Source organism: Listeria sp. ILCC792 (assembly GCF_900186135.1).
Lineage (GTDB): Bacteria > Bacillota > Bacilli > Lactobacillales > Listeriaceae > Listeria > Listeria goaensis.
The window spans coordinates 37,150-63,775 of the sequence record NZ_FYBO01000001.1 but is presented as its reverse complement, the minus strand read 5'-3'; the positions used below and the strand labels follow the sequence as shown (position 1 = coordinate 63,775).

24 protein-coding genes and 1 riboswitch are annotated in these 26,626 nt (G+C 41.6%); of the genes, 4 read left to right on the top strand and 20 right to left on the bottom strand.

Annotated elements, in window-relative coordinates; genetic code table 11:
* Positions 1 to 21: 21 nt before the first annotated feature.
* The 3 genes from CFS60_RS00315 to CFS60_RS00305 all read right to left on the bottom strand — a co-directional run bounded on the left by CFS60_RS00315 (position 22) and on the right by CFS60_RS00305 (position 5,710).
* Positions 22 to 2,019, bottom strand: a complete 1,998-nt coding sequence (locus CFS60_RS00315; RefSeq protein WP_088838673.1) for a heavy metal translocating P-type ATPase — start codon at positions 2,017 to 2,019, stop codon at positions 22 to 24.
* A gap of 174 nt (positions 2,020 to 2,193) precedes the next feature.
* Entirely contained in the window at positions 2,194 to 3,975 is a 1,782-nt protein-coding gene (locus tag CFS60_RS00310) for an ABC transporter ATP-binding protein (protein WP_088838672.1), read from the bottom strand.
* Entirely contained in the window at positions 3,962 to 5,710 is a 1,749-nt protein-coding gene (locus tag CFS60_RS00305) for an ABC transporter ATP-binding protein (RefSeq protein WP_088838671.1), read from the bottom strand. Before CFS60_RS00305 ends, CFS60_RS00310 begins: the two co-directional genes overlap by 14 nt.
* Positions 5,711 to 5,860: 150 nt before the next feature.
* On the opposite strand from CFS60_RS00305, the gene CFS60_RS00300 reads away from it, so the two are divergent.
* Positions 5,861 to 6,682, top strand: coding sequence for an AraC family transcriptional regulator (locus tag CFS60_RS00300; protein WP_088808606.1), 822 nt, complete (start codon positions 5,861 to 5,863; stop codon positions 6,680 to 6,682).
* A 135-nt stretch (positions 6,683 to 6,817) separates the two neighbouring features.
* On the top strand, positions 6,818 to 8,191 hold the full coding sequence (locus CFS60_RS00295) for an L-cystine transporter (protein ID WP_088825305.1): 1,374 nt from the start codon (positions 6,818 to 6,820) through the stop codon (positions 8,189 to 8,191).
* A 21-nt stretch (positions 8,192 to 8,212) separates the two neighbouring features.
* On the opposite strand, the gene CFS60_RS00290 is transcribed toward CFS60_RS00295, so the two are convergent.
* The 9 genes from CFS60_RS00290 to mntR all read right to left on the bottom strand — a co-directional run bounded on the left by CFS60_RS00290 (position 8,213) and on the right by mntR (position 18,167).
* Positions 8,213 to 8,770: a 2'-5' RNA ligase family protein gene (locus CFS60_RS00290; RefSeq protein WP_088815123.1), complete on the bottom strand. Its 558-nt coding sequence runs from the start codon at positions 8,768 to 8,770 to the stop codon at positions 8,213 to 8,215.
* Positions 8,771 to 8,819: 49 nt separating this feature from the next.
* Positions 8,820 to 9,797, bottom strand: a complete 978-nt coding sequence (locus tag CFS60_RS00285; RefSeq protein WP_088808603.1) for an aromatic acid exporter family protein — start codon at positions 9,795 to 9,797, stop codon at positions 8,820 to 8,822.
* Positions 9,798 to 9,880: 83 nt separating this feature from the next.
* Positions 9,881 to 11,368 carry a phosphomannomutase/phosphoglucomutase gene (locus tag CFS60_RS00280; RefSeq protein WP_088838670.1) on the bottom strand — a complete coding sequence of 496 codons (1,488 nt, stop codon included), beginning with the start codon at positions 11,366 to 11,368 and terminating at the stop codon, positions 9,881 to 9,883.
* Positions 11,369 to 11,412: 44 nt separating this feature from the next.
* Positions 11,413 to 12,282 carry a putative RNA methyltransferase gene (locus CFS60_RS00275; protein ID WP_255387506.1) on the bottom strand — a complete coding sequence of 290 codons (870 nt, stop codon included), beginning with the start codon at positions 12,280 to 12,282 and terminating at the stop codon, positions 11,413 to 11,415.
* On the bottom strand, positions 12,279 to 12,764 hold the full coding sequence (locus tag CFS60_RS00270) for a dihydrofolate reductase (protein WP_088808601.1): 486 nt from the start codon (positions 12,762 to 12,764) through the stop codon (positions 12,279 to 12,281). Before CFS60_RS00270 ends, CFS60_RS00275 begins: the two co-directional genes overlap by 4 nt.
* A gap of 11 nt (positions 12,765 to 12,775) precedes the next feature.
* Entirely contained in the window at positions 12,776 to 13,720 is a 945-nt protein-coding gene (locus CFS60_RS00265) for a thymidylate synthase (protein ID WP_088838669.1), read from the bottom strand.
* 10 nt (positions 13,721 to 13,730) lie between these two features.
* Positions 13,731 to 15,605, bottom strand: coding sequence for a ribosomal protection-like ABC-F family protein (gene abc-f, locus CFS60_RS00260; protein WP_088808599.1), 1,875 nt, complete (start codon positions 15,603 to 15,605; stop codon positions 13,731 to 13,733).
* 311 nt (positions 15,606 to 15,916) lie between these two features.
* A complete protein-coding gene (locus tag CFS60_RS00255; protein ID WP_088808598.1) occupies positions 15,917 to 17,599 on the bottom strand; it encodes a formate--tetrahydrofolate ligase in 1,683 nt (560 codons plus the stop codon).
* A 139-nt stretch (positions 17,600 to 17,738) separates the two neighbouring features.
* Entirely contained in the window at positions 17,739 to 18,167 is a 429-nt protein-coding gene (mntR, locus tag CFS60_RS00250) for a transcriptional regulator MntR (RefSeq protein ID WP_088808597.1), read from the bottom strand.
* 354 nt (positions 18,168 to 18,521) lie between these two features.
* On the opposite strand from mntR, the gene cspD reads away from it, so the two are divergent.
* Together cspD and CFS60_RS00240 are read left to right on the top strand one after the other, a co-directional pair.
* A complete protein-coding gene (cspD, locus tag CFS60_RS00245) occupies positions 18,522 to 18,722 on the top strand; it encodes a cold-shock protein CspD (RefSeq protein ID WP_088808596.1) in 201 nt (66 codons plus the stop codon).
* Positions 18,723 to 18,835: 113 nt separating this feature from the next.
* Entirely contained in the window at positions 18,836 to 19,222 is a 387-nt protein-coding gene (locus CFS60_RS00240) for a ribonuclease HI family protein (protein ID WP_088808595.1), read from the top strand.
* Between the two features lie 48 nt (positions 19,223 to 19,270).
* On the opposite strand, the gene CFS60_RS00235 is transcribed toward CFS60_RS00240, so the two are convergent.
* The 8 genes from CFS60_RS00235 to CFS60_RS00200 all read right to left on the bottom strand — a co-directional run bounded on the left by CFS60_RS00235 (position 19,271) and on the right by CFS60_RS00200 (position 26,620).
* The gene (locus CFS60_RS00235; protein ID WP_088808594.1) at positions 19,271 to 19,639 is read right to left on the bottom strand and encodes a hypothetical protein; all 369 of its coding nucleotides are present in this window, start codon (positions 19,637 to 19,639) and stop codon (positions 19,271 to 19,273) included.
* A 21-nt stretch (positions 19,640 to 19,660) separates the two neighbouring features.
* Positions 19,661 to 20,044, bottom strand: a complete 384-nt coding sequence (locus CFS60_RS00230; protein WP_088838668.1) for a DUF1801 domain-containing protein — start codon at positions 20,042 to 20,044, stop codon at positions 19,661 to 19,663.
* Between the two features lie 14 nt (positions 20,045 to 20,058).
* The gene (locus CFS60_RS00225) at positions 20,059 to 20,934 is read right to left on the bottom strand and encodes a 5'-3' exonuclease (protein ID WP_088825308.1); all 876 of its coding nucleotides are present in this window, start codon (positions 20,932 to 20,934) and stop codon (positions 20,059 to 20,061) included.
* A 193-nt stretch (positions 20,935 to 21,127) separates the two neighbouring features.
* Positions 21,128 to 22,027 carry a helix-turn-helix domain-containing protein gene (locus tag CFS60_RS00220; RefSeq protein ID WP_088838667.1) on the bottom strand — a complete coding sequence of 300 codons (900 nt, stop codon included), beginning with the start codon at positions 22,025 to 22,027 and terminating at the stop codon, positions 21,128 to 21,130.
* 592 nt (positions 22,028 to 22,619) lie between these two features.
* Entirely contained in the window at positions 22,620 to 22,889 is a 270-nt protein-coding gene (gene rpsN, locus CFS60_RS00215; RefSeq protein ID WP_088815116.1) for a 30S ribosomal protein S14, read from the bottom strand.
* A 107-nt stretch (positions 22,890 to 22,996) separates the two neighbouring features.
* A complete protein-coding gene (locus CFS60_RS00210) occupies positions 22,997 to 24,307 on the bottom strand; it encodes a nucleobase:cation symporter-2 family protein (protein ID WP_088808589.1) in 1,311 nt (436 codons plus the stop codon).
* Positions 24,297 to 24,890 carry a xanthine phosphoribosyltransferase gene (locus tag CFS60_RS00205; RefSeq protein ID WP_159457867.1) on the bottom strand — a complete coding sequence of 198 codons (594 nt, stop codon included), beginning with the start codon at positions 24,888 to 24,890 and terminating at the stop codon, positions 24,297 to 24,299. The genes CFS60_RS00210 and CFS60_RS00205 overlap by 11 nt, the downstream gene beginning before the upstream one ends.
* A gap of 79 nt (positions 24,891 to 24,969) precedes the next feature.
* Positions 24,970 to 25,071, bottom strand: a riboswitch (purine riboswitch).
* A 40-nt stretch (positions 25,072 to 25,111) separates the two neighbouring features.
* Positions 25,112 to 26,620 (bottom strand): carboxypeptidase M32, encoded by a 1,509-nt coding sequence (locus CFS60_RS00200; RefSeq protein ID WP_088825310.1) that lies wholly within the window; start codon positions 26,618 to 26,620, stop codon positions 25,112 to 25,114.
* Positions 26,621 to 26,626: the final 6 nt, after the last annotated feature.

Here is a 26,626-nt window from a genome sequence, read left to right as displayed (position 1 = left end):
CGGGCTCTTGCCCGGTGGCGTTTATTTAATTTGCTTCAGCAAAAGTTGCGCATTAATCGCCACAATAATCGTACTTAGCGACATAATCGCCGCACTAATTGCGGGCGGTAAAATGAACGGGTATAAAACGCCTGCCGCAACTGGAATGGCAATCACGTTATAAAGCGTTGCCCAAGCCAAGTTTTGCACCATTTTGCGTTTCGTTAATTTTCCCCAATGAATCACCTTGAACACATCTTCTGGATTGTTTTGGATTAAAATAATATCTGCCGCTTCATTTGCGACTTCCGTTCCGCTCCCAATTGCGATGCCAACACTCGCTGTTGCTAGGGCTGGGGCATCATTGACACCATCGCCAACCATTGCTACGTACTCCCCTTTTTCTTGGAGTTCCGTTAAAATTTGGAGTTTTTCTTCCGGTTGAAGTTCCGCAAAGTAGCCATTAAGTCCAAGTTCATCGCTCACATGTTTCGCGACCGCTTCATTATCTCCTGTAGCCATAAAAACGCGAATCCCGTTTGCCTGCAAATCTTTCACCGCTTGCTTCGATTCCGGCCGAACCTCATCAGCCAGCTCAACTTGCCCAATCAGCTCGCCTGCGATGACCAAATACACAACCGTTCGTGCCGCAGCATCTTCCGTTTTAAGCGGCTTCAAATCAAAATCTACCAGCGCCTTTGGACTAAGCACCGCATGCTTTTCGCCGTCAATCAAGCCACTAACCCCTTTTGCAGTTAAAGCTTCAAAACCAGTAACATCGTGCTTCCGCACCTCATGCTCCTTGCCGTAATTTGTAATCGCGCTTGCAATTGGGTGTTCTGAAAACTGCTCGAGGGAAACAACGCGCTGAAGGACTTGTTCCTCCGAATAATCGCTTTTAAAGCTCACGACCTGAACAACCGTAAAATTCCCGATTGTCAGCGTACCCGTTTTATCAAAAACAACGGTTGTCATTTTGCTACTATTTTCAAATGCCGTCCGGTTGCGGATTAAGACGCCGTTCGCTGCCACTTTCGAAATCGAGTTAGAGGCCACGAGCGGAATCGCGAGTCCAAGAGCATGCGGACAGGCAATAACCATGACGCCAACCATCATCATAATCGCAAACGACGGTTCCCGCCCTAAAGCCAGCCAGACAATTAAAGTTGAAAAACCCGCTGCTAGTGAGATATAAGTTAGCCATTTGGCTGCACGGTCCGCTAGATTTTGCGTTTTTGATTTGGCGTTTTGCGCTTTTTGCACAATATCAATGACCGTCTGCAAATAAGATTCCGCCCCGACTCCCGTCACACGAAGCGTTATCGTGCCACTTCCGTTAATCGAGCCGCCAATCACCTGGTCTCCCGTCACACGCTTGACCGGCCGTGATTCCCCCGTCAGCATCGACTCATCAATATGCGTGCTACCACTTTCAATTTCACCGTCTGTCGGGATTTTATCGTTTGCACGCACGAGCACCTTGTCGCCTGGCTGAATATCGCTAATGTCTACCTCCACCTGTTTCCCGTCCACCAGTTTAATTGCCTGTTTCGGCAAAAGTCCTGCAAGAGCTTCAAGCGCTTTTGACGCTCCCATAATCGAACGCATCTCAAGCCAGTGCCCAAGCAGCATGATGGAAATCAGCGTACCTAATTCCCAAAAGAAATCCATGCCATGAAAACCGAAAACCGTTGCTACACTGTAAAAATAAGCAACTGAAATGGCGACACTAATTAAGCTCATCATGCCAATTGCATGGTCTTTCACTTCCGAGACGGCCCCTTTTAAAAACGGTAAACCGCAGTAAAAATACAAAATGGATGCGAGAATAAGCTGCACAAATTCCGTCCCGGGAAATGTCAATTGATAGCCAAAAATATCTTGCACAGCAGCAGAAAGCACGACAAGTGGGACTGTCAAAAAGAGCGAAATAATAAACTTCTTCTTAAAATCCCCCGTATGATGCCCCGCATGTTTATCGTGCATATGCTCCGAATCTTCCTTATGCAAATCATGGTGATGACTATGTTCATTTTCCATCAATCACACCTTCTTTACATGATATTTCAGACTGATACGTTTTAGTTCAAACAAATTCAAAGTTTTTCACAATCTGATTTCCATCACTATTGTAACATCAATTTGTGAATTTTTCCGAAAAGGACTTCGCAAAATAAAGTCGCATGAAATCTTTTTCGATTCCATGCGACTTTTCTAGAGCGCATTCAATAAATCAAATTGCGCCTGATACAAATTGTAGTAATAGCCTTTTTGCGCCATGAGTTCATCATGACTACCAGCCTCCTGAACGAGCCCATTGTCAATATAGAAAATTCGCGAACTATTTTTAATCGTGGAAATCCGGTGCGCGATAATAAATGAGGTCCGTCCTTCTAACAAACGTTCAAGTCCCTCTTGTAATAAAATTTCCGTTTTAGTATCAATGCTTGAAGTCGCCTCGTCTAAAATTAAAATCTTCGGATCCGCAAGAAGCGTTCGCGCAAACGAAATGAGTTGCCGCTGTCCAGCCGAAAGCGTGCTACCACGCTCTTTAACCTCCGTATGATACCCGTCTTTTAAATCCTTAATAAAATCATGTGCCCGAACGATTTTCGCCGCCTGAATGACCTCTTCTTCCGTTGCATCTAGCTTCCCGTAACGAATATTCTCAATAATCGTCCCGGAAAAAATAAAGGTATCTTGCAGCATGACCCCCATTTGACTGCGCAGCGAATGAAGTGTCACATCACGAATGTTCTGCCCATCAATAGCAATTTCCCCTTCATTCACATCATAAAAGCGGCTCAGCAAATTGATGACCGTCGTTTTCCCAGCCCCCGTTGGCCCAACAAGCGCAATCGATTCGCCGGCTTTCACATGAAAATCAATTCCTTTTAGGATATCATGATTTTTTTCATAGCGGAAAAAGACTCTATTAAAATCAACATCCCCTTTAATTGGACGCATTTTCGCAGCGTGCGGCAAATCTTGAATATCAGGTTTTACATCAAGCGTTTCAAAAATCCGCTCAAGATAGGTCGTTGCTGTAATTAACGCATTATAGAAATTCCCGATATTAATTACCGGATTCCAAAAATTCCCAACATAGCCGACAAAGGCAATTAGTGTCCCTGTTGAAACATCTACGCCTAGCCCTCTTATGCCAACAAAGTAAATCAAACAAGTCGTCATTACCGCAATATTTTGCACACCCGGCCAAAGTAAAAACTGGATTTTAACAGCCTTCATCCACGACTCCCGGTAAGCATCGCTCACATCGCTAAAAATTTCAAAATTCTTTTCTTCACGCGCAAAACTTTGTGTGACTTTAATACCCGCAATACTTTCATGAATATAGGCGTTCATATTTGATGTTTTATTGCTTAAAACTTGGTATGCCTTGCGTTGAGCCGTTTTGATGACTAACACGATAATAAGTAAAACGGGCACAAGCGCTAAACTATAAAGCGTTAGCACAGGATCAATAGCAAACATAAAACCAAGTGTCACAATCACGCTTAAAATATCTGAAATAAGATTAATTAATCCATTTGATAATAGGTCACTCAGCATATTAATATAATTGACGACGCGAATTAAAATCTTGCCGTGTGGGCGACTATCAAAATATGAAAATGGTAGCTTCTGCAAATGACTAAAAATCGCCGTTCGCATATCCTTTAAAATGTCTTGCCCGATAACCGTAATTGAATAAATTCGGTACCGCATACACAGTCCAGTAATGACAACCGAAAGAATGAAAATGACGGCAATCCAAAATAGCTGAGTATAATCTTGATTCGGAATCGTATCATCAATGACAATTTTAGTTAAATAAGGACCCGCCATTTGCGCAATGTTCGCTAGTAAAATGACAAATAACGTCAAATAAATCGGCTTCTGGTAAGGTTTAATATAGACAAAAATGCGTTTTAAGTGCGCCGCATTGAAGCCCTCTTCTAGTTCCTCATCAACATCAAATTTATTCCGTGCCATCGCCGCTCACCTCCGTTCCAAGTTGCTTATGATAAATTTCATAGTAGTATCCTTGCTTCTCAAGTAACTCCGCGTGATTTCCACGTTCAATCACTTCTCCGCGGCGGAGAATCAAAATTTCATCCGCATCTTTTACCGAAGAAATTCGGTGCGCAATAATAAACGTCGTCGTTTTATGCGTCACTTTTTTTAACTCATCTTGAATTTTTACTTCTGTTTCCATATCCACTGCAGAAGTTGTATCATCCAAAATTAAAATAGAAGGCTGCTTCAATAAAGCTCGTGCAAGCGAAATCCGCTGTTTCTGTCCACCCGATAAACCAACACCGCGCTCACCAACTATTGTGTCATAACTTTCCGGCATCGTTTCAATAAAATGATCCGCATCAGCAATACGCGCCATCCGCCGAATATCTTCCATTGAAGCATCTGGTGCGCCAAACGCGATATTGCCCTCAATCGTATCCGAAAACAAGAAAATATCTTGCATCACAGTTGCAATATGCTGTCTAAGCTCGCGCACATGCCATTCTCTTGCATCAACACCATCGATTAGCACTTGCCCAGAAGTTGGGTCATAGAAGCGGCAAATTAAATTGACGAGCGTTGACTTACCTGCTCCGGTTTCCCCTAAAATCGCAATCGTTTGCCCTGGTTTAACTTGAAAAGAAACATTTTTTAATACCTCGGTTGTTGGATCATCTTCAAAATGAAAAGAAACATTTTTGAATTCAACATACCCTTCAATCGTATGTGGCAATTTTTCAGCGCGTAGTGGAATTTTCGCTTCTGCTTTTAGCATGTCCCGAATTTTAAAAGAAGAGGCGATAAAACGCTGCGCGTCATTGATTAACCAACCACTCATTCGCATCGGCCCGTTCAGCATCCATAAGAAGCCATTAAATGCGACTAAATCGCCAAGTGACATTTGCCCTTTCATCACTAAGTAGCCACCTAGAATAAGTGTAATAATGGTTAACATACCTGCTAATGAATCAAGCACTGGTAAATATTTCTTAGAAACTTCTGCAGAATCTAAGTTACGCTTTTTAAAATCAAGATTGTGCTTATGAAATTTTTGCATCTCGTAGTCTTCCCGTGCGAAGGCTTTTACAACACGATTTCCACTAATATTTTCCTCCACCATGGAATTAAGGCGCGAAAAACTTTCCCTAATTTCATAAAAAGCGGGTTGTGCCTTTTTAGACATCAAAATGGTAAGAATCGCTATAAATGGTGTTAGTAGTACGAGAGTAAGTGTTAGTTTCCAATCAATAGTCAGCATGATGCCAATCGCAAAAATAAACAGGAATAAATTTTCCAAAATATTATAAACAACCCAAGAAACGAAATGCCGAATCGCATCTGTATCCCCTGTCATTCGCGCCATAATATCCCCAACACGAGTGTGATTGAAAAAGTTAAAATCAAGCGCTTGCAATTTTTGGTAAAGGTCTTCACGAATTTGATATAATCCGTTTTGTCCAATCCGTTCGAACAAAATTTGATAACTATAGCGAAAAACAGTTCGAATAAAGGTACTTATAATCATAATAAGCAAAATCGGAATGAGCAAAGAAGTCTTGTGCTGATAAACGACCAAGTCAATCACCTTACCGCCAAGCAATGGATAAAGAACGCTAATAAGCGAAGCAAGAAGTATAAGAATAAAAGCAATTAACAAGCGCGTACGATAAGGCCTCACATATGTCCAAATCCATTTTAAGCTGTCCAAGTGCGAACACATCCTTTTGAATTAATATACAAGTACTTAGTTTACACCGATTTTATTAAAAAAGAATGGTTAATCTTTCCCATAATGATGGACTTTATTATATAATTAAATCGAGGCTTGTAAGCGTTTAAATCCAAAGGGGGAAAGAAGATGCTCAAAATCGATACCAACACGTTTAATCCGCAAATTCTTTATGTGGGCGATTGTTATACGAACGAGCCACGGATTGGCGAGAATCACCATCATGATTTTATCGAGTTTTCCATTATTTACGAAGGACAAGTGAAGTATAATATCGAAGGACGTGAGGTTCTTTTAAGTCGTGGCGATATGCTTATTCTAAACCCAGGTGTGCGCCATTTTGATATTGCCGAACGAGGCATGCAAAATATCCAGATTCATATCGGTTTTCGCAATTTTTCTTTAGCCGGCTTCCCGCGCAACACCTTTCCTTTTAAAGAAACCGTGTTGCAAAAAAATCAGTTAAGCTCGAAAATTTTAGCCATTTGTGAGGATATCCTTCGAGAAAAGTCCGAAGAAAATCCTGGCTATGATTTACTGCTAAAAACTTACGTTATGCAACTTATTATCCAAATATTGCGCGAAGCAGAACCAGAACAGATTCAAACAAGCGGCTTAAAACTGTCTATGGAAGAACTTGAAAAACAACAAATCGTCAATGAAATCATTCACTATATGGAAAAACACCACACCGAAGAAGTTTCCTTGTCACGCCTATCCGAAACCATGTACATTAGTCCCGCCTATATTTCTCGCGTTTTTAAAGAGGAAACTGGCGACTCACCGATTCATTACCTGATTAAAATCCGCCTCGAAAAAGCCTATCTGCTACTAAAAGACGGCCACCTAACCGTAAAAGAAGCCGCCAAACTTGTCGGCTACAATGATGCCTATTATTTTAGCAAACTCTTCAAAAAACATTACGGCTTCCCGCCGTCTCAAACGAGTTGAATTAAAAGAAGAACCTGCCAGAGCTGGCAGGTTCTTCTTTTAAAAAATTTTAATTGACTTCTGTTTTATTTCATTGTATTCTTAATACCAATAATTCTTATCGGAATTATAAACATTAAAAAGGGGGCTTTTTATTTGAATACCATTTTAGTCATACTTAATTTAGTTGTGGCGCTTGCCATTATCGGACTTTTTATCTTTTTACAAAAGCGTCATGTTTCATTCTCAAAAAGGGTTTTACTCGCACTTTTCGTCGGCATTTTAGCCGGATTTATATTACAGTGGATTTACGGCATGTCAAGCGTTGTTACAACAGAAACAACCGATTGGCTAGGGATTATCGGCGGAGGTTACGTCAAATTCCTACAAATGATTGCCATTCCACTTATTTTTGTTTCCATTATCACCGCTTTTACGCGTCTGGAACTCAAAACGAATATCGCTAAAATCGGAATTTGGATTATTGGAACACTTATTGTAACGGCGGCAATTGCTGCTGTGGTTGGTATCGTTTCTGCCCTACTCTTCCATTTAAACGCCGATAATATCTCACAAGGTGCGGTAGAAGTCGCACGCGGCAAGGAGCTTCAAGACCGGTTCGCAGAAATTGGTGATCTTACTTTACCCCAAAAAATCTTAGAATTATTACCAGCTAATCCGTTCCTCGATATGACTGGTGCAAGAGCAACATCAACCATTGCCGTAGTTATTTTTTCAGCCTTTATCGGCGTCGCGTATCTTGGTGTTAAACGCAAGCAGCCGAAAGAAGCAGAAATTTTTTCGCGCGGCATTGATGCCATTTTCGCCATCGTTCTTCGCATCGTGAGATTAATCCTTCGCCTAACACCGTATGGCGTTTTCGCGATTATGACAAGTACTGTTGCGACAAGCGATGCTAATGCGATATTGAAGTTAGGAAACTTTGTCATCGCCTCTTACGTTGCCCTCATCACCATGTTTATTATTCACCTATTAATCGTTGCGATTGCAGGCGTTAACCCTATTACTTATGTAAAAAAATCACTCCCCGTTTTAACATTCGCTTTTACTTCCAGAACGAGCGCGGGAGCCTTACCTCTCAACATTGAAACACAACGCAAACTAGGTGTGCCGTCAGGGATTGCCAATTTTGCCGCATCATTTGGACTTTCCATCGGTCAAAATGGCTGTGCTGCCATTTATCCAGCGATGCTTGCCATTATGATTGCACCAACAGTCGGCATTGACCCTACTTCGATTAGCTTCATTCTGACCGTAGTTGCCATTGTAGCCATCAGCTCGTTTGGCGTAGCCGGTGTTGGAGGCGGCGCAACATTTGCAGCCATCATCGTATTATCTGCCTTAAACCTACCCGTTGGACTTGCTGGCGTTTTAATTTCAATCGAACCTTTAATCGACATGGGGCGTACCGCGCTTAACGTGAGTGATAGCATGGTATCCGGAATCGTCACAAGTCGCGCCACAGGCTCTCTTGAAAAAGAACAAGAAACTGAAGAAGTTGCCGTATAATATGAAAAGGAGCAAGGCGACCTATCGCCTTGCTCCTTTCTCTATTTTCTTCAATCGTTTTCTAAAAATGATTTCAACACGGTTTCCCGGGAACGATTCAATTAGCGCAATTCCCGTTATCTTTCCTTTAATCGGCGAAAGATTGACCCCGTACCGATAAACACCCGCGATTTTTTCATTGTGTAAATGACTGGAAATCGTCGTATGCGGCGTCCATCTGCCCGGTAAATAATGCGATGTCGGATTGCGATTGTAGTCATCAAATAAAAGGTGATGCTTTTCATGTAGAGACAGCAACTCTCTTGTTACCGTAGGAGCCAAGAAAACTACGCCTGACTTTAAAAATGTGCCTACTGCATTAAATTCCACTTTTATCTCATACTGCCCTTTATAAAAATGCACAAGCTTATTCACAAATTGCTGATGCCGAATATTATCGTACGTAGCAAGCGTAATATGTGGCATCCGGTGGCGCATGTCGTCCACATAATTTGACAAGCCACGCCGTTTCAATTCAAACCAAATGTCCTTAATCTCTCGCTCCGTATTCTCATCAAAAAGTGCAATTACAGCATACATACAACCACCTCCGCATGCTTTTTTACCAGTTTTCCCCTTCCAACTTAGACTAAACGTTCACCTGCTCTTTTTCCAACCCAAATTCCACATAAAAATCACGTTTTGTTTCTAAAAAATAACGTAAATCATTCATAAATTGAAAGAGCACCGCCCGATTTTCAAATTCTTCCCGCGAACTAGGCAAATCACTTTTTCGAAAAGCGCGAACAAGATTTGTAATTTCCTCAACCAGCCTATCAGCCGGATTATCTTCCGCAAGTTCAAGCGCTGTCTTCTCCGTCAATCCAGCCAAAATTTTGCTATGCTCCGTATTTCCCTTAAACTCCGCAAGATGTCGCTTCATCTGCGTCAAAACACGATACTGAACAAGCCGCATATCCACATATTGCACATAATAATGCACTTCTTTTAAAAAATAATTGTCCACATTTTGCGTAGCTCCCGCTTGCATGGCTAAAAGAGACGTTTTAAGTTCACTAAAACGAACATCACCGTCAACATAAGGCACTTCGTTTTTTAAACTTTGCGACATCGCGAATAAAATCTGCCGCATCAATGCCTCAATTTTTTGCTGATCCTGTTTTAATTTCACATCCAGTTTAGGCATATAAAGGTTTAGCAGTATTGCTATCCCCGCCCCCACTGCCATAAGCGCCATTTCATTAACAAACCAGAAAAGCGCTAGCGACTGTTCCACTAAAATGTGCGTCACAAGCACCGAACTAACGACTATCCCATCTGTCACTTTAAGACGTACAGCAAGCGGAATAAAAATAAGTAAATACAGTCCAAAACTAATCGCATTAAATCCTATCAAAAGAAATAAAATGGCTGAAATCGATAGCGCAATCACAGTCGAATAAACGCGCTGAATCGCAAGTTGCATCGATCCCTTCTTCGTATTTTGAACACTCAAAATCGTAATAACTCCCGCCGAAACAGCATATTCTAATCCTATCCACTGTGCAAGCAGTATTGCAACTGTCGCCCCAATTGCCGTTTTTAATGTCCGCATCCCAATTCGCATCGGTCGACCTCCTCTTTCACATCACTCTATGATAGCATGAAAACAAAAAATCTTGAAGAATTCTCTTCAAGATTTTGTAAAGTTTAAAATGGAATGTGTAGCCCATCAAAACGTTCAAAAAATGGCTCTAGCGTGTCAAGCACGCGATTTATGCCTCCCGCTTCGTCAGCCTCTAAATTAAACGGCATCACTGGTTCATGCAAACTCATTCGAAGTAGAAACCAGCCCGAACCATACTTGCCGCTTGTCTTAACGCGAATACCTTCAAAATTCTCCCGTTCAAGTTCAAAGTCAGGCGTCAGTTTGATAAAGCTTTCAAATTCGTGCAACACGTTTTGTCCGTAGGATTTAAAATTAGATGTCGCAATTTGAATGCGAATCTCCTTGCTTTCTTTTGGCTGCTCTAGGTCGGCTATCAAAGCAGTTAAGTCTTGACTGTTTTTCTTGAGTACCGCATATTCCATTAAAATTCGAGCCACTAAATAGGCGCCGTCATCTAAAAAGTAGTTTTCTTTCAAAGCAGCATGTCCACTCACTTCAATCGCAATTTCAGATGGCGTACCCATTTCATTTAAGCGAATCGCTTCGCCAATAACATTGCGATAGCCGCGTTTAAAACGATGCTGCTTGCCAGCATGCGCCTCAATAAAGGCTCTTAAATGGTCAGAAGTTGTCGAATCCGTCACGATTGTCGTTTCAGGATACTCTTTTAAAAGAATAGCGGAAATAACGGCGATAAGAGCATTTCGATTCAAGCTTTCCCCGTGCTGATCCATAATAGCCGCGCGGTCGACATCCGTATCAAAAATGACACCTAAATCAGCTTGACTTTCTAAAACAGCTTTTCGTAAGCTCGCCATTGCCTCATCATTGTCAGGATTCGGAATGTGATTCGGGAAATGGCCGTCCGGCTCTAAAAATTGACTCGCTGAAACGTCAGCACCTAGTGGAGCTAAAACGCGCTCTGCGAAAAAACCACCTGCTCCATTTCCTGCATCGACCACAATTTTACTGCCAGCAAGTGGCTTTTCTCCTGCGCCAACTTTTGTTTGAATCTTCCTCACTAAATCATCTGCGTAAAGGCTCATCAAATCAATATTTTCAACCGAACCAGCTTGTTCTTTCACATGCTCTCGGTCCGCATGTTCCAATATGTAAGCAATATCTTCTTTTTCAGCGCCACCCGCTTTTGTGAAAATTTTGATACCGTTGTAAAAATAAGGAAGGTGACTTGCCGTAATCATGATGCCACAATCGGCGTCAATTTCCGCGTACTGGGTCGCCATAAACATCGCAGGCGTAGTCGCAAGGTGCGCGTCCAAAACAGCGAAGCCATCTGCCGCGAGCACGGAAATAAGCTCCGACTTAATTCGTTCCGCCGATAAACGGCTGTCATGGCCAATCGCCACTTTTATGCGCCCTTTTAACCCTTTCTTTTTGGTTAGAAAAAAGGTGATGCCGCGTGCTATTTTTTGTATCGCCTCATCCGTCAAAGTCACGTCGTGTTCGTCCGTTTGAATCGCAATACCACGAATATCTGAGCCATTTTGAAGTGCTAAAAATTCAGTCATACGAAACCTCCTGTTTTTCTTTTCATTATATAACATGGAAAGCCTTATTTTAAGTCCAAATTATGTTTAGCGCCAACAACTAATTTGTAATCAACGGTGATTTTTTGAGGCGTTTTTTGTAGTAGCGCCGCTTTCTTTTCTTCCGTAATGTGCCAGCCAAGTGGTGTCATTTCCATTAAATCCGTCAGCTCCACCCGATTAAGTTCGCGCTCATACGTAATACGCTCCTCATGCAAAATCGTAAAAGTTTCCTTAAAGCGTTCATGCACACGCCCATTTGAATACGTGTTTTCTTCATAAAAAAAGGCACGTAACTCGGTTAAATAATTCGTTTCCGGCATAACCTTAATTAAAATACCGTCATCCGTTAAAATTCGCGCAAATTCCTGATAACTAGCCGGCGACAAAATATTTAGAATGACATCCGTTTGTCCCGTTTGAAGCGGCATATTCGCAAGATCCGCAACCGCCCAAATTGCTTCCCCGTAATCTCTCGCAGCCTGCCGAACGCCTTCTTTTGCAATATCAAAACCAAATGCCCGAACTTTTTTCTCACTCTGGGCTAAAAGATGCGCCAAGTGACTGCCCTCGCCTGAACCAGCGTCAACCATTTGAATCTCCGCTTTATTGAAACGATTTATAAGAGGGACAATTTGCGCCGTCAGACCGTCAAAAAAGCCTGTTTCAATGAGCCGTTTCCGCGCTTCAAATAAACCTTGCTCATATTTCGTTTTCACTCCGTGTGGCAGTAAAAACAAGTAGCCTGGTTTCGCAACATCAAACGCGTGCCCCGTTTCACATTTTAATGTCAATGGCCGAACAAAATGACATGGCGACGCACAAATTGGGCAACGAAATGCATCCACTGCGGCAGAAATTCGTTCCGCTCGCTGCTCTAGTTTCGATTTCATCATACCGATTTTCTTTCGTACGTATAGAAACCAAATGTAACGTTGCTTTTTTCATCACGCATGCCGTCCGTTTGGCTCATCAATTGGAAATTTGACCAGTCGATTTCAGGGAAAGCCGTATCAGCATCATAAGCCGCATCAATTTTCGTCACAATTAAACGGTCGACTTCCGCTTGAAATAAGCGATAAATTTCTGCTCCCCCGCAAATAAAGACCGACTCATTTGCCGCCAAATCCAAAATAGTTTGCTTATCATGGACCACTTCCGCATCTGGCAATTGGAGCGACTTATCACGTGACAAAACGAGATTTCGCCGATTAGGTAAAGCTTTTCCAAGGGAATCATACGTTTTTCGCCCCATCACAATTGTGTGACCGCTCGTCTGCTCTTTAAAAAACTTCAAATCGGCTGGCAGATGCCACGGCATTTTATTCTCTTTCCCAATGTTGCCCATTTTATCTTGTGCCCAAATAAAAGAAATCATCGTCATCCTCCTCAAACAGAAATCGGTGCTTTAATCATCTTGTGCGGGTCGTAGCCTTCTAGCGTAATATCCGCCACATCAAAATCGAAAATCGTCGCCGGCTTATCCGATAAAACAAGCTTCGGAAGCGGACGCGTATCACGCGACAATTGCTCTTTCACTTGCTCAATATGGTTGTTGTAAAGATGCGCATCTCCCATAGTGTGAACGAATTCGCCCACCTCAAGCCCCGTTTCACGCGCAATTAAATGCGTAAGTAGCGCATAGCTCGCAATGTTGAACGGTACCCCTAAAAAGATATCCGCACTTCTTTGATAAAGCTGACAGGATAGTTTTCCGTCTGCCACAAAAAATTGGAACAGCGTGTGACAAGGCGGCAAAGCCATGTTCGGCACATCTTCCGGATTCCATGCGGATACAATTAGACGGCGCGAATTTGGGTTCGTTTTAATCATTTGAATGACTTCCTGCAGCTGATCAATTGTCGCGCCGTTAGACGTTTTCCATTCACGCCATTGTTTCCCGTAAATATTGCCAAGCTCACCGTATTTTTCAGCAAAGCTCATGTCTTCTAAGATTTGCGCTTTAAATTTCTCCATTTCAGCTTGATAAACTTCATTAAATTTCGGATCACTATTCGCCCGCAAACCAAAATCCGTCATATCAGGGCCACTGTAATCCGCACTTTTCACATAGCGCTCAAACGCCCATTCATTCCAAATATTGTTATTGTGTTGCAACAAATAGCGAATATTCGTGTCCCCGTGCAAAAACCATAACAATTCACTCACAACTAAGCGAAACGGTACACGTTTTGTCGTCAAAATCGGAAACCCTTCCTGTAAGTTAAAACGCATTTGATAGCCGAACGTACTAATCGTTCCAGTCCTTGTGCGGTCCCCTTTTTGCGTGCCATTTTCTAACACATATTTTTCCAAATCTAAATATTGTTTCATCGTCCCACTCCTAATTCGCAAATTGCGATAAATATTCATAACGCTCGTACAAATGTAACAATTCGGCTTCTCCTGCTTCAATTTGTTCACTTAACTCGCGAGCTTTTGTAAAATCGGCACCTGTTTCAAGTAAAGCTTCGTTCAAATTCGCGACGAGCTCTTCTTTTGTGGCAATGGCTTCTTCAATACCGGCCCATTCTTTTTTCTCCATATAAGAAAGTCGCACTTTTTCTTTCGTTTCAGCTACAGGTTTTTCCTGCACTTTTCGAACGGTTGGCTTAATTTCTTTTTGTTCTTCCAAAAGCAAATACTCGCTATACATCCCGTAATATTCTTGGACGACGCCAGCGCCTTGAAACACAAGCAATTTGGAAGCCGTTTTATCAAGAAAGTAGCGATCATGGCTGACTGTAATGACAGTCCCATTAAACGTTTCTAAATAGTCTTCCAAAACGGTCAAAGTTTCTGTATCTAAATCATTTGTCGGTTCATCGAGTAATAGAACGTTCGGCGCGCTCATCAAAATTTTAAGTAAAAAGAGGCGCCGCTTTTCCCCACCTGAAAGTGAAGCAATCAATTTCCCGTGCGTTTCTTTTGGAAAAAGGAAGCGTTCAAGCATGGCGCTCACACTAATTGTTTCATTTTGCATCGTCTTAACTTCATTTCCAATTTCCTGTAGAAAAGTAATTAGCCGCTTATCTGGATCAAGTTCGGTATTTTGCTGCGTATAATAGCCAATTTGCACTGTCTGCCCCGTCGTCACATCTCCCGCATCTGCCGAAATTTCTCCTGCAAGCATGTTGAGCAAAGTTGACTTTCCCGTGCCGTTTCGCCCAGTAATCCCAAGCCTTTCACCCGGAGCAATTAATAAATTAAAATCGTTTAAAATCACTTTCTGGTCAAAACGCTTCGCCACATGTTCAAGTAAAAACACATCATTTCCTAAGCGACTCGTCTTGAAATCCAGCTCTAGTTTCGTATCGTCCGCCTTCGTCTTCACCTTATCTTCCAAGTCCGTAAAACGATCCTTACGCGCCTTCTGCTTCGTAGAACGCGCTTTCGCCCCGCGGCGCATCCAAGCAAGCTCTTTCCGATATAAATTGCGATTTTTCTCCGACTCCCGCACCTCGTTTTCCATCCGAACCGCTTTAGATTCCATGAAACTCTCATAGTTGCCTACGTAGCGGTAAAGCTTGCCGCGATCGAGTTCAACGATATGATTCGTAATCCTATCCAGAAAGTAACGGTCATGCGTCACAACTAAAACGGCGCCTTTAAAGCGCAAAAGAAAGTCCTCTAGCCATTTGATTGAAGCAAAGTCCAGATGGTTCGTCGGCTCATCTAAAATGAGTAAATCGGGCGTTTCAATTAATACTTGGGCCAGCGCCGCACGTTTTCGTTCGCCACCAGAAAGCTCACTAATTTTTGCTTTTAATTGTGTGACGCCAAGTCGGTCGAGAATCGTCTTCGCTTCGGTGTTCATATCCCACGCATTCGTCGCGTCCATCTCCGCCTGTGCCCGCGCAAAACGCTCATTTATAGCCTCACTATGATTTTCTTCCATGGCAAGCAAAACTTCTTCATATTCCCGCATCGCCCGTAAATTTCGTGTTTCTCCCGCAAAAACCGCTTCTAAAACCGTTGCATTTTCATCTAAAGGGGGATTTTGTCTTAAAAAGCCAATTGTATAATCATTCGCTTTCACAATTTCTCCTGTATCCCCACTTGAAACCCCTGCAAGACAATCTAAAAAGGTGGATTTACCCGTACCATTTACGCCAATTAGACCGATGCGCTCACCTTCTGAAATTGTCAAATCTACTTGTTCAAAGAGCGTTTTATCTCCAAACGTCTTGGTTATATTCATCGCTTTTAGTTGTTTCATTTATCCTCATCCTATTCAGGTTTGTATTATCTATTCTAGCATATCCAACCGCGTATACGTAAAAAAACTTTCAATGAAAGAGGGACGTGTTGGAACAGCCCCTTCGGCAGAATCTGTTTAAGACGGTGGTTTATAATTTTAGTAGCGTGCAAAATAACTATCTTCGCTTCTCCGTCCATTTATTTTAACACAATCCCCTCAACCAATCTACGTTTTCGCAACTATTGTATTTTCGCTAACAACGCTGGTTTTTCAAGTAGTTTCGTCGTTTTTTGCATACAAAAAAGACGCGAAAATCGCGTCTTTCTAGCTTAGAATAATCCCATTGCATTTCCGTTTTCATCAACGTCCATATTCAGTGCCGCCGGTTTTTTCGGAAGACCAGGCATGGTCATAACATCGCCAGTTAGAGCAACAATGAAACCTGCGCCTAGTTTTGGAATAAATTCGCGGATATGAATCGTAAAGTTTTCTGGGCGACCAAGTAGCGTTGGCTCATCAGAAAGTGAATACTGCGTTTTCGCCATACAAATTGGATAGCGATCCCAACCGTACTTTTTGAAATCAACAATTTGTTTTTGCGCTTTCGTGGAGAGTTCGACGCCCATGCCGCCGTAAATTTTCGTAACAATTTTTTCAAGTTTCGCTTCAATGGATTCAGCATCGTCGTAAAGGCGCGTATAATTTGCTGTGCCTTTCTCAATTTCACCAATCACTTTTTCGGCAAGTTCGAGCCCACCTTCTCCGCCTTTTTCCCAAACTTCTGTAAGCGAGAATGGGATGTCATTTGCTTGGCAGAGTTCTTCTAGGGCACGCACTTCTGCATCTGTGTCTGACACAAATTTATTGATGGCAATCACAAATGGCAAACCAAATTCCCCAATGGATTCTGTATGTTTTTTCAGATTAGCAAAACCAGCTTTCAGTGCGTCCACATTTTCTGCCCCAAGCTCGGTTTTCGCTACACCACCATGCATTTTAAGTGCGCGAATTGTTGCGACAATGACCACACAATCTGGTGCTTTTCCTAAAGAAGGCACTTTAATATCTAAGAACTTTTCTGCGCCTAAATCTGCGCCAAATCCTGCTTCAGTTACAACAAATTCGCCGAGCCTAAGCGCCGTTTTGGTTGCCGAAATACTGTTGCAGCCATGTGCGATATTCGCAAACGGTCCCCCGTGCACAATCGCCGGTGTATGTTCTAATGTCTGCACAAGATTCGGTTTTAACGCATCTTTTAAAAGTAACGTTAAAGCCCCTTCATAGCCCAGTTCTCCGACTGTAATTGGCTCCCGTGCATAGTTATAGCCAATCACGATCTCGCTTAAACGATGCTTCAAATCTTTTAAGTCTGTCGCTAAGCAAATGATCGCCATAATTTCAGACGCAACCGTAATATCAAAACCATCTTCGCGTGGAATCCCTTGAACGGGACCGCCAAGACCGACAATAACTTTACGAAGTGCGCGGTCATTTAAATCCACCACACGTTTCCAAACGATGCGTCGTTGATCAATCTTCAAATCGTTGCCTTGTTGCATATGGTTATCGATAAATGCCGATAAAGCATTATTTGCCGTTGTAATCGCATGAAAGTCACCAGTGAAATGCAAGTTGATATCTTCCATTGGCACAACTTGTGCATAACCGCCACCAGTTGCCCCGCCTTTAATTCCCATTGTTGGACCAAGCGACGGCTCACGAAGTGCAATCACCGTCTTCTTCCCTTTTCTCGAAAGAGCATCCCCGAGACCAACTGTCACGGTTGATTTCCCTTCACCCGCGGGTGTGGGGTTAATCGCCGTAACTAAAATTAATTTCCCGTTTTCTTTATTTTCTAATGAATGGATGGTTTCATAGGTCAACTTGGCCTTTGTTTTACCATAAAGCTCTAAATCCTGTTCATCTAAACCGATACTTTCCGCAATTTCTATAATAGGATTTACCTTTGCTGCGAGTGCAATCTCGATGTCTGATTTTACTTCTTTCGTCATTCTATTCCCCTCCATATATGTATAATGAGAAATTGTAAAATGTAAACCCTTTCCTTTTTAGGCACCGAAAAAATCGGCCAGTAAGAAACTACTGAACGGAAATTTGATTGCGCAGCTACATTTACAATTCCGTGTTACCTTACTCATCTTTTTCCGAGTCAGCTGAATTCAGCGCTCGAAGCTTTTTCAGTGCGTCTTCGTTCTCTTCAAAAAACTGTAAGAGATCGCCAATTCGGTCAATTGAATTCCAACTTAAATGATGCTCAATTCCTTCAACATCTTCATAAACATGCTCTTCTTTTACGCCAATCGTACGTAAAAAACTTTCCAACAAAGTATGGCGTTCGAGTAGTCGTTTCCCTGCTTTGTTACCTTTCGGCGTTAAAATCAGGCCACGATACTTTTCATAGACAAGATAGCCATCTTTATCAAGTTTTTGTACCATCTTCGTAACCGAAGAAGGATGCACCATAAGTTCGTCAGCAATATCCGAAACACGCGCATAACCCTTGTTTTCGATCAGAGAATAGATTTTCTCAATATAGTCTTCCATACTAGGTGTTGGCATAGCACTACCCTCCAACTCAATTTCTTTCACATACAAATTGTACTACACTCTTCCTCGTTTCACAAAGCATTTACCCCTTTTTCTGACAAAACTTTTTCTTTTTGAAAAAAACGCATAGTAAACAAATATTAGTTTGTAAGTTTTAGTACTTTCGTCGCTTCGTTTGATGCTGATTTCAAGAATAATGATAAAAAACAAAAAAGAAAACCTTTACAAGTCAGAAGATTATAGAATTTTTTAAAAATTCCCTTGACCTCTATAGGTACTTTGGTTTATATTAAAAGTATCGTATAAGACTTTCTTGTATGACAGAAAGGTTCTTTAAAAGGGCCAAGATTTGGAGGATTTATTTCAATGCAAAATGGGAAAGTAAAATGGTTTAACAATGAAAAAGGTTATGGTTTTATCGAAACAGACGGCGGCGAAGATATCTTCGTACATTTCACAGCGATTCAAGGTGATGGCTACAAATCTTTAGAAGAAGGTCAAGAAGTTTCCTTTGAAGTTGTAGAAGGTAATCGTGGACCACAGGCGGCAAATGTAGAAAAAATTTAATGTGATGACTTTGACACGGACAAGCTGGCTTTTAGCCGGCTTTTTATTTTTGCATTTTTATAAAGAAGAAAATATAATAGGGAAGAAAATGCATCCAAGGAGGAATGTATCAGATGGACGTTTTTGTTGATGGCGCGAGCTCCGGAAATCCAGGTTTAAGCGGTGCAGGCATCGTTTTGAAAGCCGATCAAATCTACGAGCAACATGCCATTCCAATTGGTATCCTAACCAATCATGAAGCCGAATTTATCGCCTGCAAACTTGGCCTAGAACTCGCGCTCACACACAACCCGGAATTTATCCGCATCTACACCGATTCAAAAATCGTCTTAGACAGCGTTGAAAAAAACTACGTCAAAAACCCATTATTCAAGCCGCATCTAGACGCCATTTTAAAGCTCGCCGAACAAGTTCCACTTTTCTATATCAATTACCGTAACGTCGCCCAAAATAAAAAAGCCGACGAACTAGCCCGCCAAGCCATTCAATCGGAAAAATAAAAAATCAGACTCTTGCTTCCCTTCATGGTTTTCAAGAGCCTGATTTTTTTACTGCTTTTGATAGTCGAACACGTAGCCGATATCACGGAGTAGTTCAATCCCATTGTCCAATTCTACCGTTCCTAGTAAAAGTTTCAAATCTAATTGTTCTCGCACGTACGCGATTATTTCTGCTATAAAACGAGGTTGATTAAGATTAATTGTGATTCGCTGACCTTGATATAAAGCTGGAACCCCTTTGTTAAACGGACAATAGCCGCTATCCCATTTCCCCGTCCTAAAATAAATAAGCAACTTCCCATTTGTATCCGCACTTTTAATAATTAAAGACGAATCATTTTGATAGTCATAATCATCAAAAGAGTACTTCCATAAAAATTTTTGCCCCTCAACTGTTATTTTACGAAATGTTGTCATCTTATCACCTCTAACTAAACTCTATTTCTTTTTATGATAAGTAAAGGCAGCTTCTGCACAAAATTGAATGGCTTTTTCAGGAAGTGACTTAGAAATATCAAATACAATGGCACGATTTCCAGAAAAATACAATTCATTTCCAAAAATCGTCCGGAAATTTTCAATCAAATTCGTTTGGCAATGAAAAAACATGGCCACTTGACTATCAGAAAACGTATCAAGCCGAATTGGGGTCCCGCCTTTTAGCGCATAGCTCGGTTGTCCCCATTTTAAGTCCTCTTCTAAAACGGCATCCCCATCAACTAAAGCCGCCACCTCAAACAAGATACTGCGAATTTCAAGCAATTTCGCTTGTTCAAGAGGCGTATAGGTCGCATATTTTTCTTTTACAGAAATCGCTTGCATCTGTTTGTCACTCCTTATAACTGAATATCGCGCTCGACGGTTTTTAACCCGTAATGCAACACTGCATCGTTCATTTCTTTTGAAAATCCGCGGAATAAACAGCGATCATAATCGATTTCAAGCGGCACGTCCGTATGAATCGCTGCTAATTTTTGACTCAAGAACAGCATCTCTTTATCCTCTGCGATTTTCTGTTGTTGGGCGGGTTTCAATTTGTCGAGGTTGGCTAAAACACCGTCTACCGATTCAAATTCTTGGATAAGTTTTAAAGCTGTTTTTTCACCAATACCGCGCACGCCCGGGTAACCATCTGACGTATCGCCCATGAGCGCCTTTACATCAACAAACTGCGTAGGTGTAATTCCCATTTCTTCATAAAAAGTGGCTTCGTCGTAACGCTTATAGTTGCCATAACCCTTTTGCATAATCCACACATCATTTTTCGGGTGAATAAGTTGCAGCAAATCTTTATCGCCACTTAAAACCGTTGTGTTTAAATCTGACGTTAATTTTGTCGTAATCGTCCCGATACAGTCGTCTGCCTCAAAACCGGGGACACCGATATTGACAAACCCAAAAGCCTCTGCGACTTCCTTCGCCAAATCAAATTGCGGTATCATCTCATCAGGTGGTGCAGTTCGCCCCGCTTTATACCCGTCAAAAAGTTCATTACGAAATGTCTGTGCGCCCATATCCCAACAAATCACCGCATGTGTTGGCTGACTTTGGCGCATCGCTGCAAAAATGTGGCGTAACATTCCTTGTACGCCATTGGTCGGTAGCCCCGCTTCATTATACATAAATTGTTTGCTTACCGCTGTGGCGTAAAAAGCGCGAAAAAGTAACGCCATACCGTCCACAACAAGTAAATTAGGTTGTTTAGTTTCCATTTCGTGACTCCTTTTATCATGATTACTTCAATTTTACCATAAAAGAAGAGGCCAGAACATAAATCTTAGCTAAACATAAAAACCATGAAGAAAATCACTTTCTTCACGGTTTTAGTTAATGAAAAGCCATCTTTGGTTGCCACTACTTGATTCACTTTGGCAAATGGAAATTTATGTTCCAAGCGGTTCTAGTTTATAACGGGATTTTGCTGTTTTTTATAAGCTTCTCCCAGTCTTTCAACATATCATCCGCAATCATATCCTCGCCTAGTACACGCATAGACTGAATAATCTTTTTCACTTCATCGAATGTACTTTGATGCTCGCCGCCAAGAAAGTAGATCTGATTTAAAATAAATTTACAGCTTAGGATTAAAACGCAATCATGAGCTTCTTTCGCGTCCTCTAGAACTTCCTCAATAATCGGCTTAGTTTCTAGAATTCTATCGTTCACTCTTAGCAAAGTGCAGTAATTAAATTTAGTAGTTCGACTAAGCTTATCAATATCTCTATAACCAGCATACTTATCATAAAATTTATTCAGTCGCTGCAAGATTAAGCTCATAGGCTCTTCAGCAAAAATATAGAATATGTTAGACATTAATACAATATCATTGTAATACCACGTTTCCCTATTTTTCAAATCTTGCCAGACAGCATCAAAGTGATGCCGAGCGGTATTTATATTTTGGGATTCTTGGAGTTCCATGTAGCCAAATAATATAGACTTTAAATGATCTAAAAATGTGTCACTATTCCCATTATGTTGCAATGCTTCAATTTTACTTATTAAGTTTTGAAATCCTGACTTGTTAAGCGTTGAACCAAGCCTTCTGAATTCATTAAAAATCTCTTGTATATGAGAATGGGCATAACCATTTCGAATATACTCAAATTCAGATAAATCCATTGAAAATCGTTCTAAAATATCTAAAAGTAGTGGATAACTAGGTGTTTGAGTACAGTTTTCGAGGCGTTGTAAATGTGTTCGCGACATAATATCCGTATAAACATCAACTTGTTTCAATCCAATACTTGTGCGTATGCTTTTTAAAGTTTTCCCGACTGCTAACTTATTTTTGTTTTCTGTCATCTCCATCGCATCCTTTTTATGTTTTTATAAGTTGCTTTTTAATAAGTCAGTATATTTTGTGTGATAAACTGTATTTGTCAGGGAGGTGAGGAAATGTTAGCTTCAGTACTAGTTTATTTCATTATTGTATAATTCTTTCCCCAAGTGTTTAGGCTACTTAATTCGTAAGATGACGTGGATGAATCGGAATTAAATAGCCTGACATGTCACGACAATTTTGTAAATCTTTGGTTTTAGTATACTATTTTATTTATAAATTGTCTAATGCAATCTGAAATATGTTAATACTGAATCAAGCATCATTTCTCTGACGCACTATCGTAGTTATTTGTTTTCATTCATCTTTTTTTGCTGTATAACTTCATACAAGTATAACAGCCAGCCGGACTATGTTCGGCTTTTTTTGTGCTGTCTATGTAAAAAGACTGCTACAAGAAAGCAGCAGTCCTAGCATGTAGAAAAACTCCAAACACACGTAAAATCAGACTAAAGCAGCACATACTGGAAATCGCAATCTATCCGACCACGTGTGATAGAACGGAGCTTTAATGACGAAAATTGCCGTTTGTCGTCAATTTTCATCTGTATAATTTTACCAACTGGCTTTTTTGACACCAGGAATTTGTCCTTTATGCGCAAGTTCGCGAAAACGGATTCTACTCATGCCAAATTTACGCATATATGCATGTGGTCTACCAGTTAATTCGCAGCGGTTATGCAAACGCGTTGGCGATGAATCACGCGGTAATTTCCGAAGTTCTTCGTAGCGTCCCTCAGCCTTCAACTCGCGCCGCAATTCTGCGTATTTAGCAACTAATGCTTTTTGTCGTTCATATTTTGCTACCTTCGATTTTTTAGCCATCGTTTCTCCTCATTTCTATAAATAGGAATCATTACGTTTTACATTTTACGCTTTTCTACAAAAAAGTCAACTAAAAAAGCAACCCAAATGAGGTTGCTTTAAGAAAATTAGTCATTAACCTGTTGCCACTCTAATTCTTCTGTTGCTTCTTTTTTGCGTGTTGGTAACATATTAAAAATAATATTTAAGCTGATTGCCGTAAAGCTTCCAGCAACAATACCGTTACTTGTGAAAAGTTGAATGAAAGACGGAAAGTTTTGGAATAGATCTGGTACCACGGTAACGCCTAGTCCAACACCGACGGAGCACGCAATAATAAGCAAATTTTCTTGCGACGTGAAATTCACCTTACCTAGCATTTTAATTCCTTGGGCAACGACCATACCAAACATCGCAACCATCGCACCACCTAAAACACTTGTTGGAATAATGGTTGTCACTGCCCCAATTTTTGGAATCAAACCGAGGATTATTAGAAATCCGGCGGCGACATAGATAACTTTACGTGTTTTAATCCCAGATAATTGCACTAAACCAACATTTTGGGAGTAGCCTGTGTACGGGAAAGTGTTGAAAATTCCGCCGAGAATGATGGCTAGCCCTTCTGCGCGGTAACCACGTGTTAAATCTTTTTTATCAAGCGTGCGACCCGTAATGTCAGACAGTGCGAAATACACGCCTGTGGACTCAACCATGCTGACGAGTGCGATTAAAATCATCGTCACAATTGCTGGCCATTCAAAAGTCGGCATACCAAAGTAAAATGGTTGCGGGAGATGGAAAAAGTCTGCTTCTTTAACGGGGGCTAAATTGATACCACCTAAAATAGCGGCAGCAAGCGAACCACAGGCAAGCCCAATCAACACGGCGATAGCTTTCGTAAATCCTTTACCGAATCGATAAACTAAAATAATGAGCAGGAGCGTGCCAAACCCTAAGCCGATATTATAAAACGAGCCAAAATCTTTTGCGCCCTGTCCGCCTGCAAGGTTGTTAATCGCCACCGGAATGAGCGTTAGGCCTATCACCGTCACGACCGAACCCGTTACGACTGGTGGAAAAAAGCGCACAATTTTTGAAAAGAACGGCGCGATAAGAAGAACAAAGAGGCCTGACGCAATGATGGAGCCGTAAATCGCAGAAATGCCCATTTCCTGCCCGATTAAAATGATGGGCGCTATCGCCTGAACTGCACAGCCAAGCACAACTGGCAAGCCGATGCCAAAAAAACGATTGACGGTTAATTGGAGCAGCGTAGCGATGCCGCACATGAAAATGTCGATGGAAACGAGGTACGTCATTTGTTCGGCGTTAAAGCCGAGCGCCCCACCAATGAGGAGTGGGACAATAACTGCGCCAGCATACATCGCCAGTACGTGTTGAAAGCCGAGTGCGGCCATTCTGCCTTTATTTAACATCGCCATTCTCCTCTCTAATAAAGCGAATCGTTTGATTTTCAAGTGAGGCGATTCGAGCTAGTGAGAGTACTTCTAGTCCTACTTCGTCTAGTAAAGCGCGTCCTTTTTGGAATGATTTTTCGATGACAATGCCGATGCCTGAAACTTTTGCTTTTGCCGTTTTGGCAATGTCAAGTAAACCAAGAACGGCTTGTCCGTTTGCCAAAAAGTCGTCGATGATTAAAATTGTATCCTCACTCGTTAAAAAGCTTTGCGATATGGAAATCGAATTGGTTTCTTTTTTTGTAAACGAATAGACGTCCGCCGTGTATAAATTTTCTTTCAACGTGACGGATTTTTTCTTGCGCGCAAAAATGACGGGGACATCAAGGAAAAGCCCAGCGAATACAGCGGGCGCAATACCTGATGATTCGATGGTGACGATTTTTGTGATGCCACGACCTTTAAAATGTTCCGCGAATTCATTGCCGATTTCGCGCATTAAGCGGGGATCAATTTGGTGGTTCAGGAAGGCATCGACCTTCAGCACATCACCTTCTAAAACCGTCCCTTTTTCCAAAATATAGTCTTCTAATAACTTCAAAACAAGTTCTCCCTTCATTTTAAAGACAACAAAAACCTATCTCCCGGCTAGAGAGATAGGCAAAATAAACCAGCTGTGCTGATTGTCGCTTATCACTCATAGTCCAGTTATTTACGGCAACCGGGTAGAAACTCATTGTCCATATCACAATTATTATATAAGTGCTTCATTTAATTATTTTTCCATTATAACGAACGGTTTTCGTTTGGTCAATCGCTTTTTTAGAACTTGTAAACAAATTTGTAACGTTCATTCAATAAATCTAACAAATAATCGGGGTTTAAACTTTCGCCTGTTGTATCTTGCAAAATTTCAAGCGGTTTCTTTAGCTTCCCGTATTGATGGACGTTTTTTGTAAGCCATTTTCGAATTTCCGTGTAGTCATCGCTTGCGATAATCGCATCAAGATTCGGAATTTCACGTTTCATGGTGTGGAAGAACTGGGCGGCGTACATAAGGCCGAGCGCGTAAGACGGGAAGTAGCCGAAATCGCCACCTGCCCAGTGAATATCTTGCAAGACGCCGTCGCTATCTTTTTCAGGGCGAACGCCAAGGTAGGCTTCGTATTTGTTCGCCCATGCCTCTCTTAAATCGGCCACTTCAAGTTCGCCATTCATGAGAGCTTTTTCTAGCTCGTAGCGAATCATGATGTGCAGCGGATACGTTAAAATATCTGCTTCAATTCGAATGAGTGAGCTTTCAGAAATGTTCGTCGCGCGGTAAAAGTCCTCCAGCGACACCGCATCAAACGCAGGTTTAGCCAGTTCAGCAAGGTCTTTAAAATTGCTCTTCCAAAAGGCGAAGCTTGACCCGAGAATGATTTCATAAAAGAGCGACTGCGATTCGTGAATGCCCATTGAAGCGCCTTCTGAGAGCGGTGTACCCGAAAGTTTCGGGTCAAAATTTTGTTCATAAATGGCATGCCCACCTTCATGAATGATGCCAAACACGGCCATTTTGAAATTATCTTCGGCATAGCGTGTCGTAATCCGCACATCATTCACATTTAAACCAATGGCGAACGGGTGAATCGTATCATCTAAGCGGCCTGCGTCAAAGTCAAAACCCATTTTTTGCAAAATACGTTCACTAAACGTTTTTTGAATGTCTTTTGCGATATTCACTTGAAGTGGCTTGCTGCTTGGTACCTCGCCCTGCTCCATTTTTTTGCGCAAATCCATAATCCCGCTTCTTAACTTCCCAAACACGGCATCAAGCGTTTCCACCGTCATACCCGGCTCATATTGCTCGAGCAACGTGTCGTATTTATTCGCTTTGTAGCCCCAATACTCGATGAACTTGCGTTTCATCGCGACAATTTGGGTTAAAAGTGGTTCGAATTTCGCGAAATTGTTTTCCGCACGGGCTTCGCCCCAAACGTTTTCCGCATCCGCAACAAGTTTGGAATAAGCAGCAAATTCTTTTGCGGGAATTTTTTTGTTGAGTTCATATAAACGACTGCACTCTTCAAGCGTCTTACGTGCCACTTCTCCTAACTCGTCTTTATGCGGCGTAAGAGCAGCAATAAACGCCGCCATTTCTTCTGAGACTTCGAGTTTAAAGATGTCTTCTGAAAGCACGCCAATAACTTCAGCACGTGCTTCCGCGCCTTTTTTCGGAATTCCCGTGCGAATATCCCAATAAACTAAATTGAGCGCCTCGCTAAGCGCTTCTTTGCGTTTCACATAAGCCAAAAACTCTTTTTCAATTTCATAAATGGATTCTGACATTGTCAC

Excerpts from the sequence above, each read along its gene's own strand:
- CFS60_RS00265 (WP_088838669.1), bottom strand. The coding sequence starts at position 13,720 with ATGAAACAATATTTAGATTTGGAAAAATATGTGTTAGAAAATGGCACG.
- mntR (WP_088808597.1), bottom strand. The coding sequence starts at position 18,167 with ATGCCAACACCTAGTATGGAAGACTATATTGAGAAAATCTATTCTCTG.
- CFS60_RS00310 (WP_088838672.1), bottom strand. The coding sequence starts at position 3,975 with ATGGCACGGAATAAATTTGATGTTGATGAGGAACTAGAAGAGGGCTTC.
- cspD (WP_088808596.1), top strand. The coding sequence starts at position 18,522 with ATGCAAAATGGGAAAGTAAAATGGTTTAACAATGAAAAAGGTTATGGT.
- CFS60_RS00200 (WP_088825310.1), bottom strand. The coding sequence starts at position 26,620 with ATGTCAGAATCCATTTATGAAATTGAAAAAGAGTTTTTGGCTTATGTG.
- CFS60_RS00225 (WP_088825308.1), bottom strand. The coding sequence starts at position 20,934 with ATGGAAACTAAACAACCTAATTTACTTGTTGTGGACGGTATGGCGTTA.
- CFS60_RS00255 (WP_088808598.1), bottom strand. The coding sequence starts at position 17,599 with ATGACGAAAGAAGTAAAATCAGACATCGAGATTGCACTCGCAGCAAAG.
- CFS60_RS00230 (WP_088838668.1), bottom strand. The coding sequence starts at position 20,044 with ATGCAAGCGATTTCTGTAAAAGAAAAATATGCGACCTATACGCCTCTT.
- CFS60_RS00285 (WP_088808603.1), bottom strand. The coding sequence starts at position 9,797 with ATGCGAATTGGGATGCGGACATTAAAAACGGCAATTGGGGCGACAGTT.
- CFS60_RS00290 (WP_088815123.1), bottom strand. The coding sequence starts at position 8,770 with ATGTATGCTGTAATTGCACTTTTTGATGAGAATACGGAGCGAGAGATT.
- CFS60_RS00275 (WP_255387506.1), bottom strand. The coding sequence starts at position 12,282 with ATGATGAAATCGAAACTAGAGCAGCGAGCGGAACGAATTTCTGCCGCA.
- CFS60_RS00220 (WP_088838667.1), bottom strand. The coding sequence starts at position 22,027 with ATGACAGAAAACAAAAATAAGTTAGCAGTCGGGAAAACTTTAAAAAGC.
- abc-f (WP_088808599.1), bottom strand. The coding sequence starts at position 15,605 with ATGAAACAACTAAAAGCGATGAATATAACCAAGACGTTTGGAGATAAA.
- CFS60_RS00240 (WP_088808595.1), top strand. The coding sequence starts at position 18,836 with ATGGACGTTTTTGTTGATGGCGCGAGCTCCGGAAATCCAGGTTTAAGC.
- CFS60_RS00235 (WP_088808594.1), bottom strand. The coding sequence starts at position 19,639 with ATGACAACATTTCGTAAAATAACAGTTGAGGGGCAAAAATTTTTATGG.
- CFS60_RS00300 (WP_088808606.1), top strand. The coding sequence starts at position 5,861 with ATGCTCAAAATCGATACCAACACGTTTAATCCGCAAATTCTTTATGTG.
- rpsN (WP_088815116.1), bottom strand. The coding sequence starts at position 22,889 with ATGGCTAAAAAATCGAAGGTAGCAAAATATGAACGACAAAAAGCATTA.
- CFS60_RS00315 (WP_088838673.1), bottom strand. The coding sequence starts at position 2,019 with ATGGAAAATGAACATAGTCATCACCATGATTTGCATAAGGAAGATTCG.
- CFS60_RS00210 (WP_088808589.1), bottom strand. The coding sequence starts at position 24,307 with ATGTTAAATAAAGGCAGAATGGCCGCACTCGGCTTTCAACACGTACTG.
- CFS60_RS00280 (WP_088838670.1), bottom strand. The coding sequence starts at position 11,368 with ATGACTGAATTTTTAGCACTTCAAAATGGCTCAGATATTCGTGGTATT.
- CFS60_RS00270 (WP_088808601.1), bottom strand. The coding sequence starts at position 12,764 with ATGATTTCTTTTATTTGGGCACAAGATAAAATGGGCAACATTGGGAAA.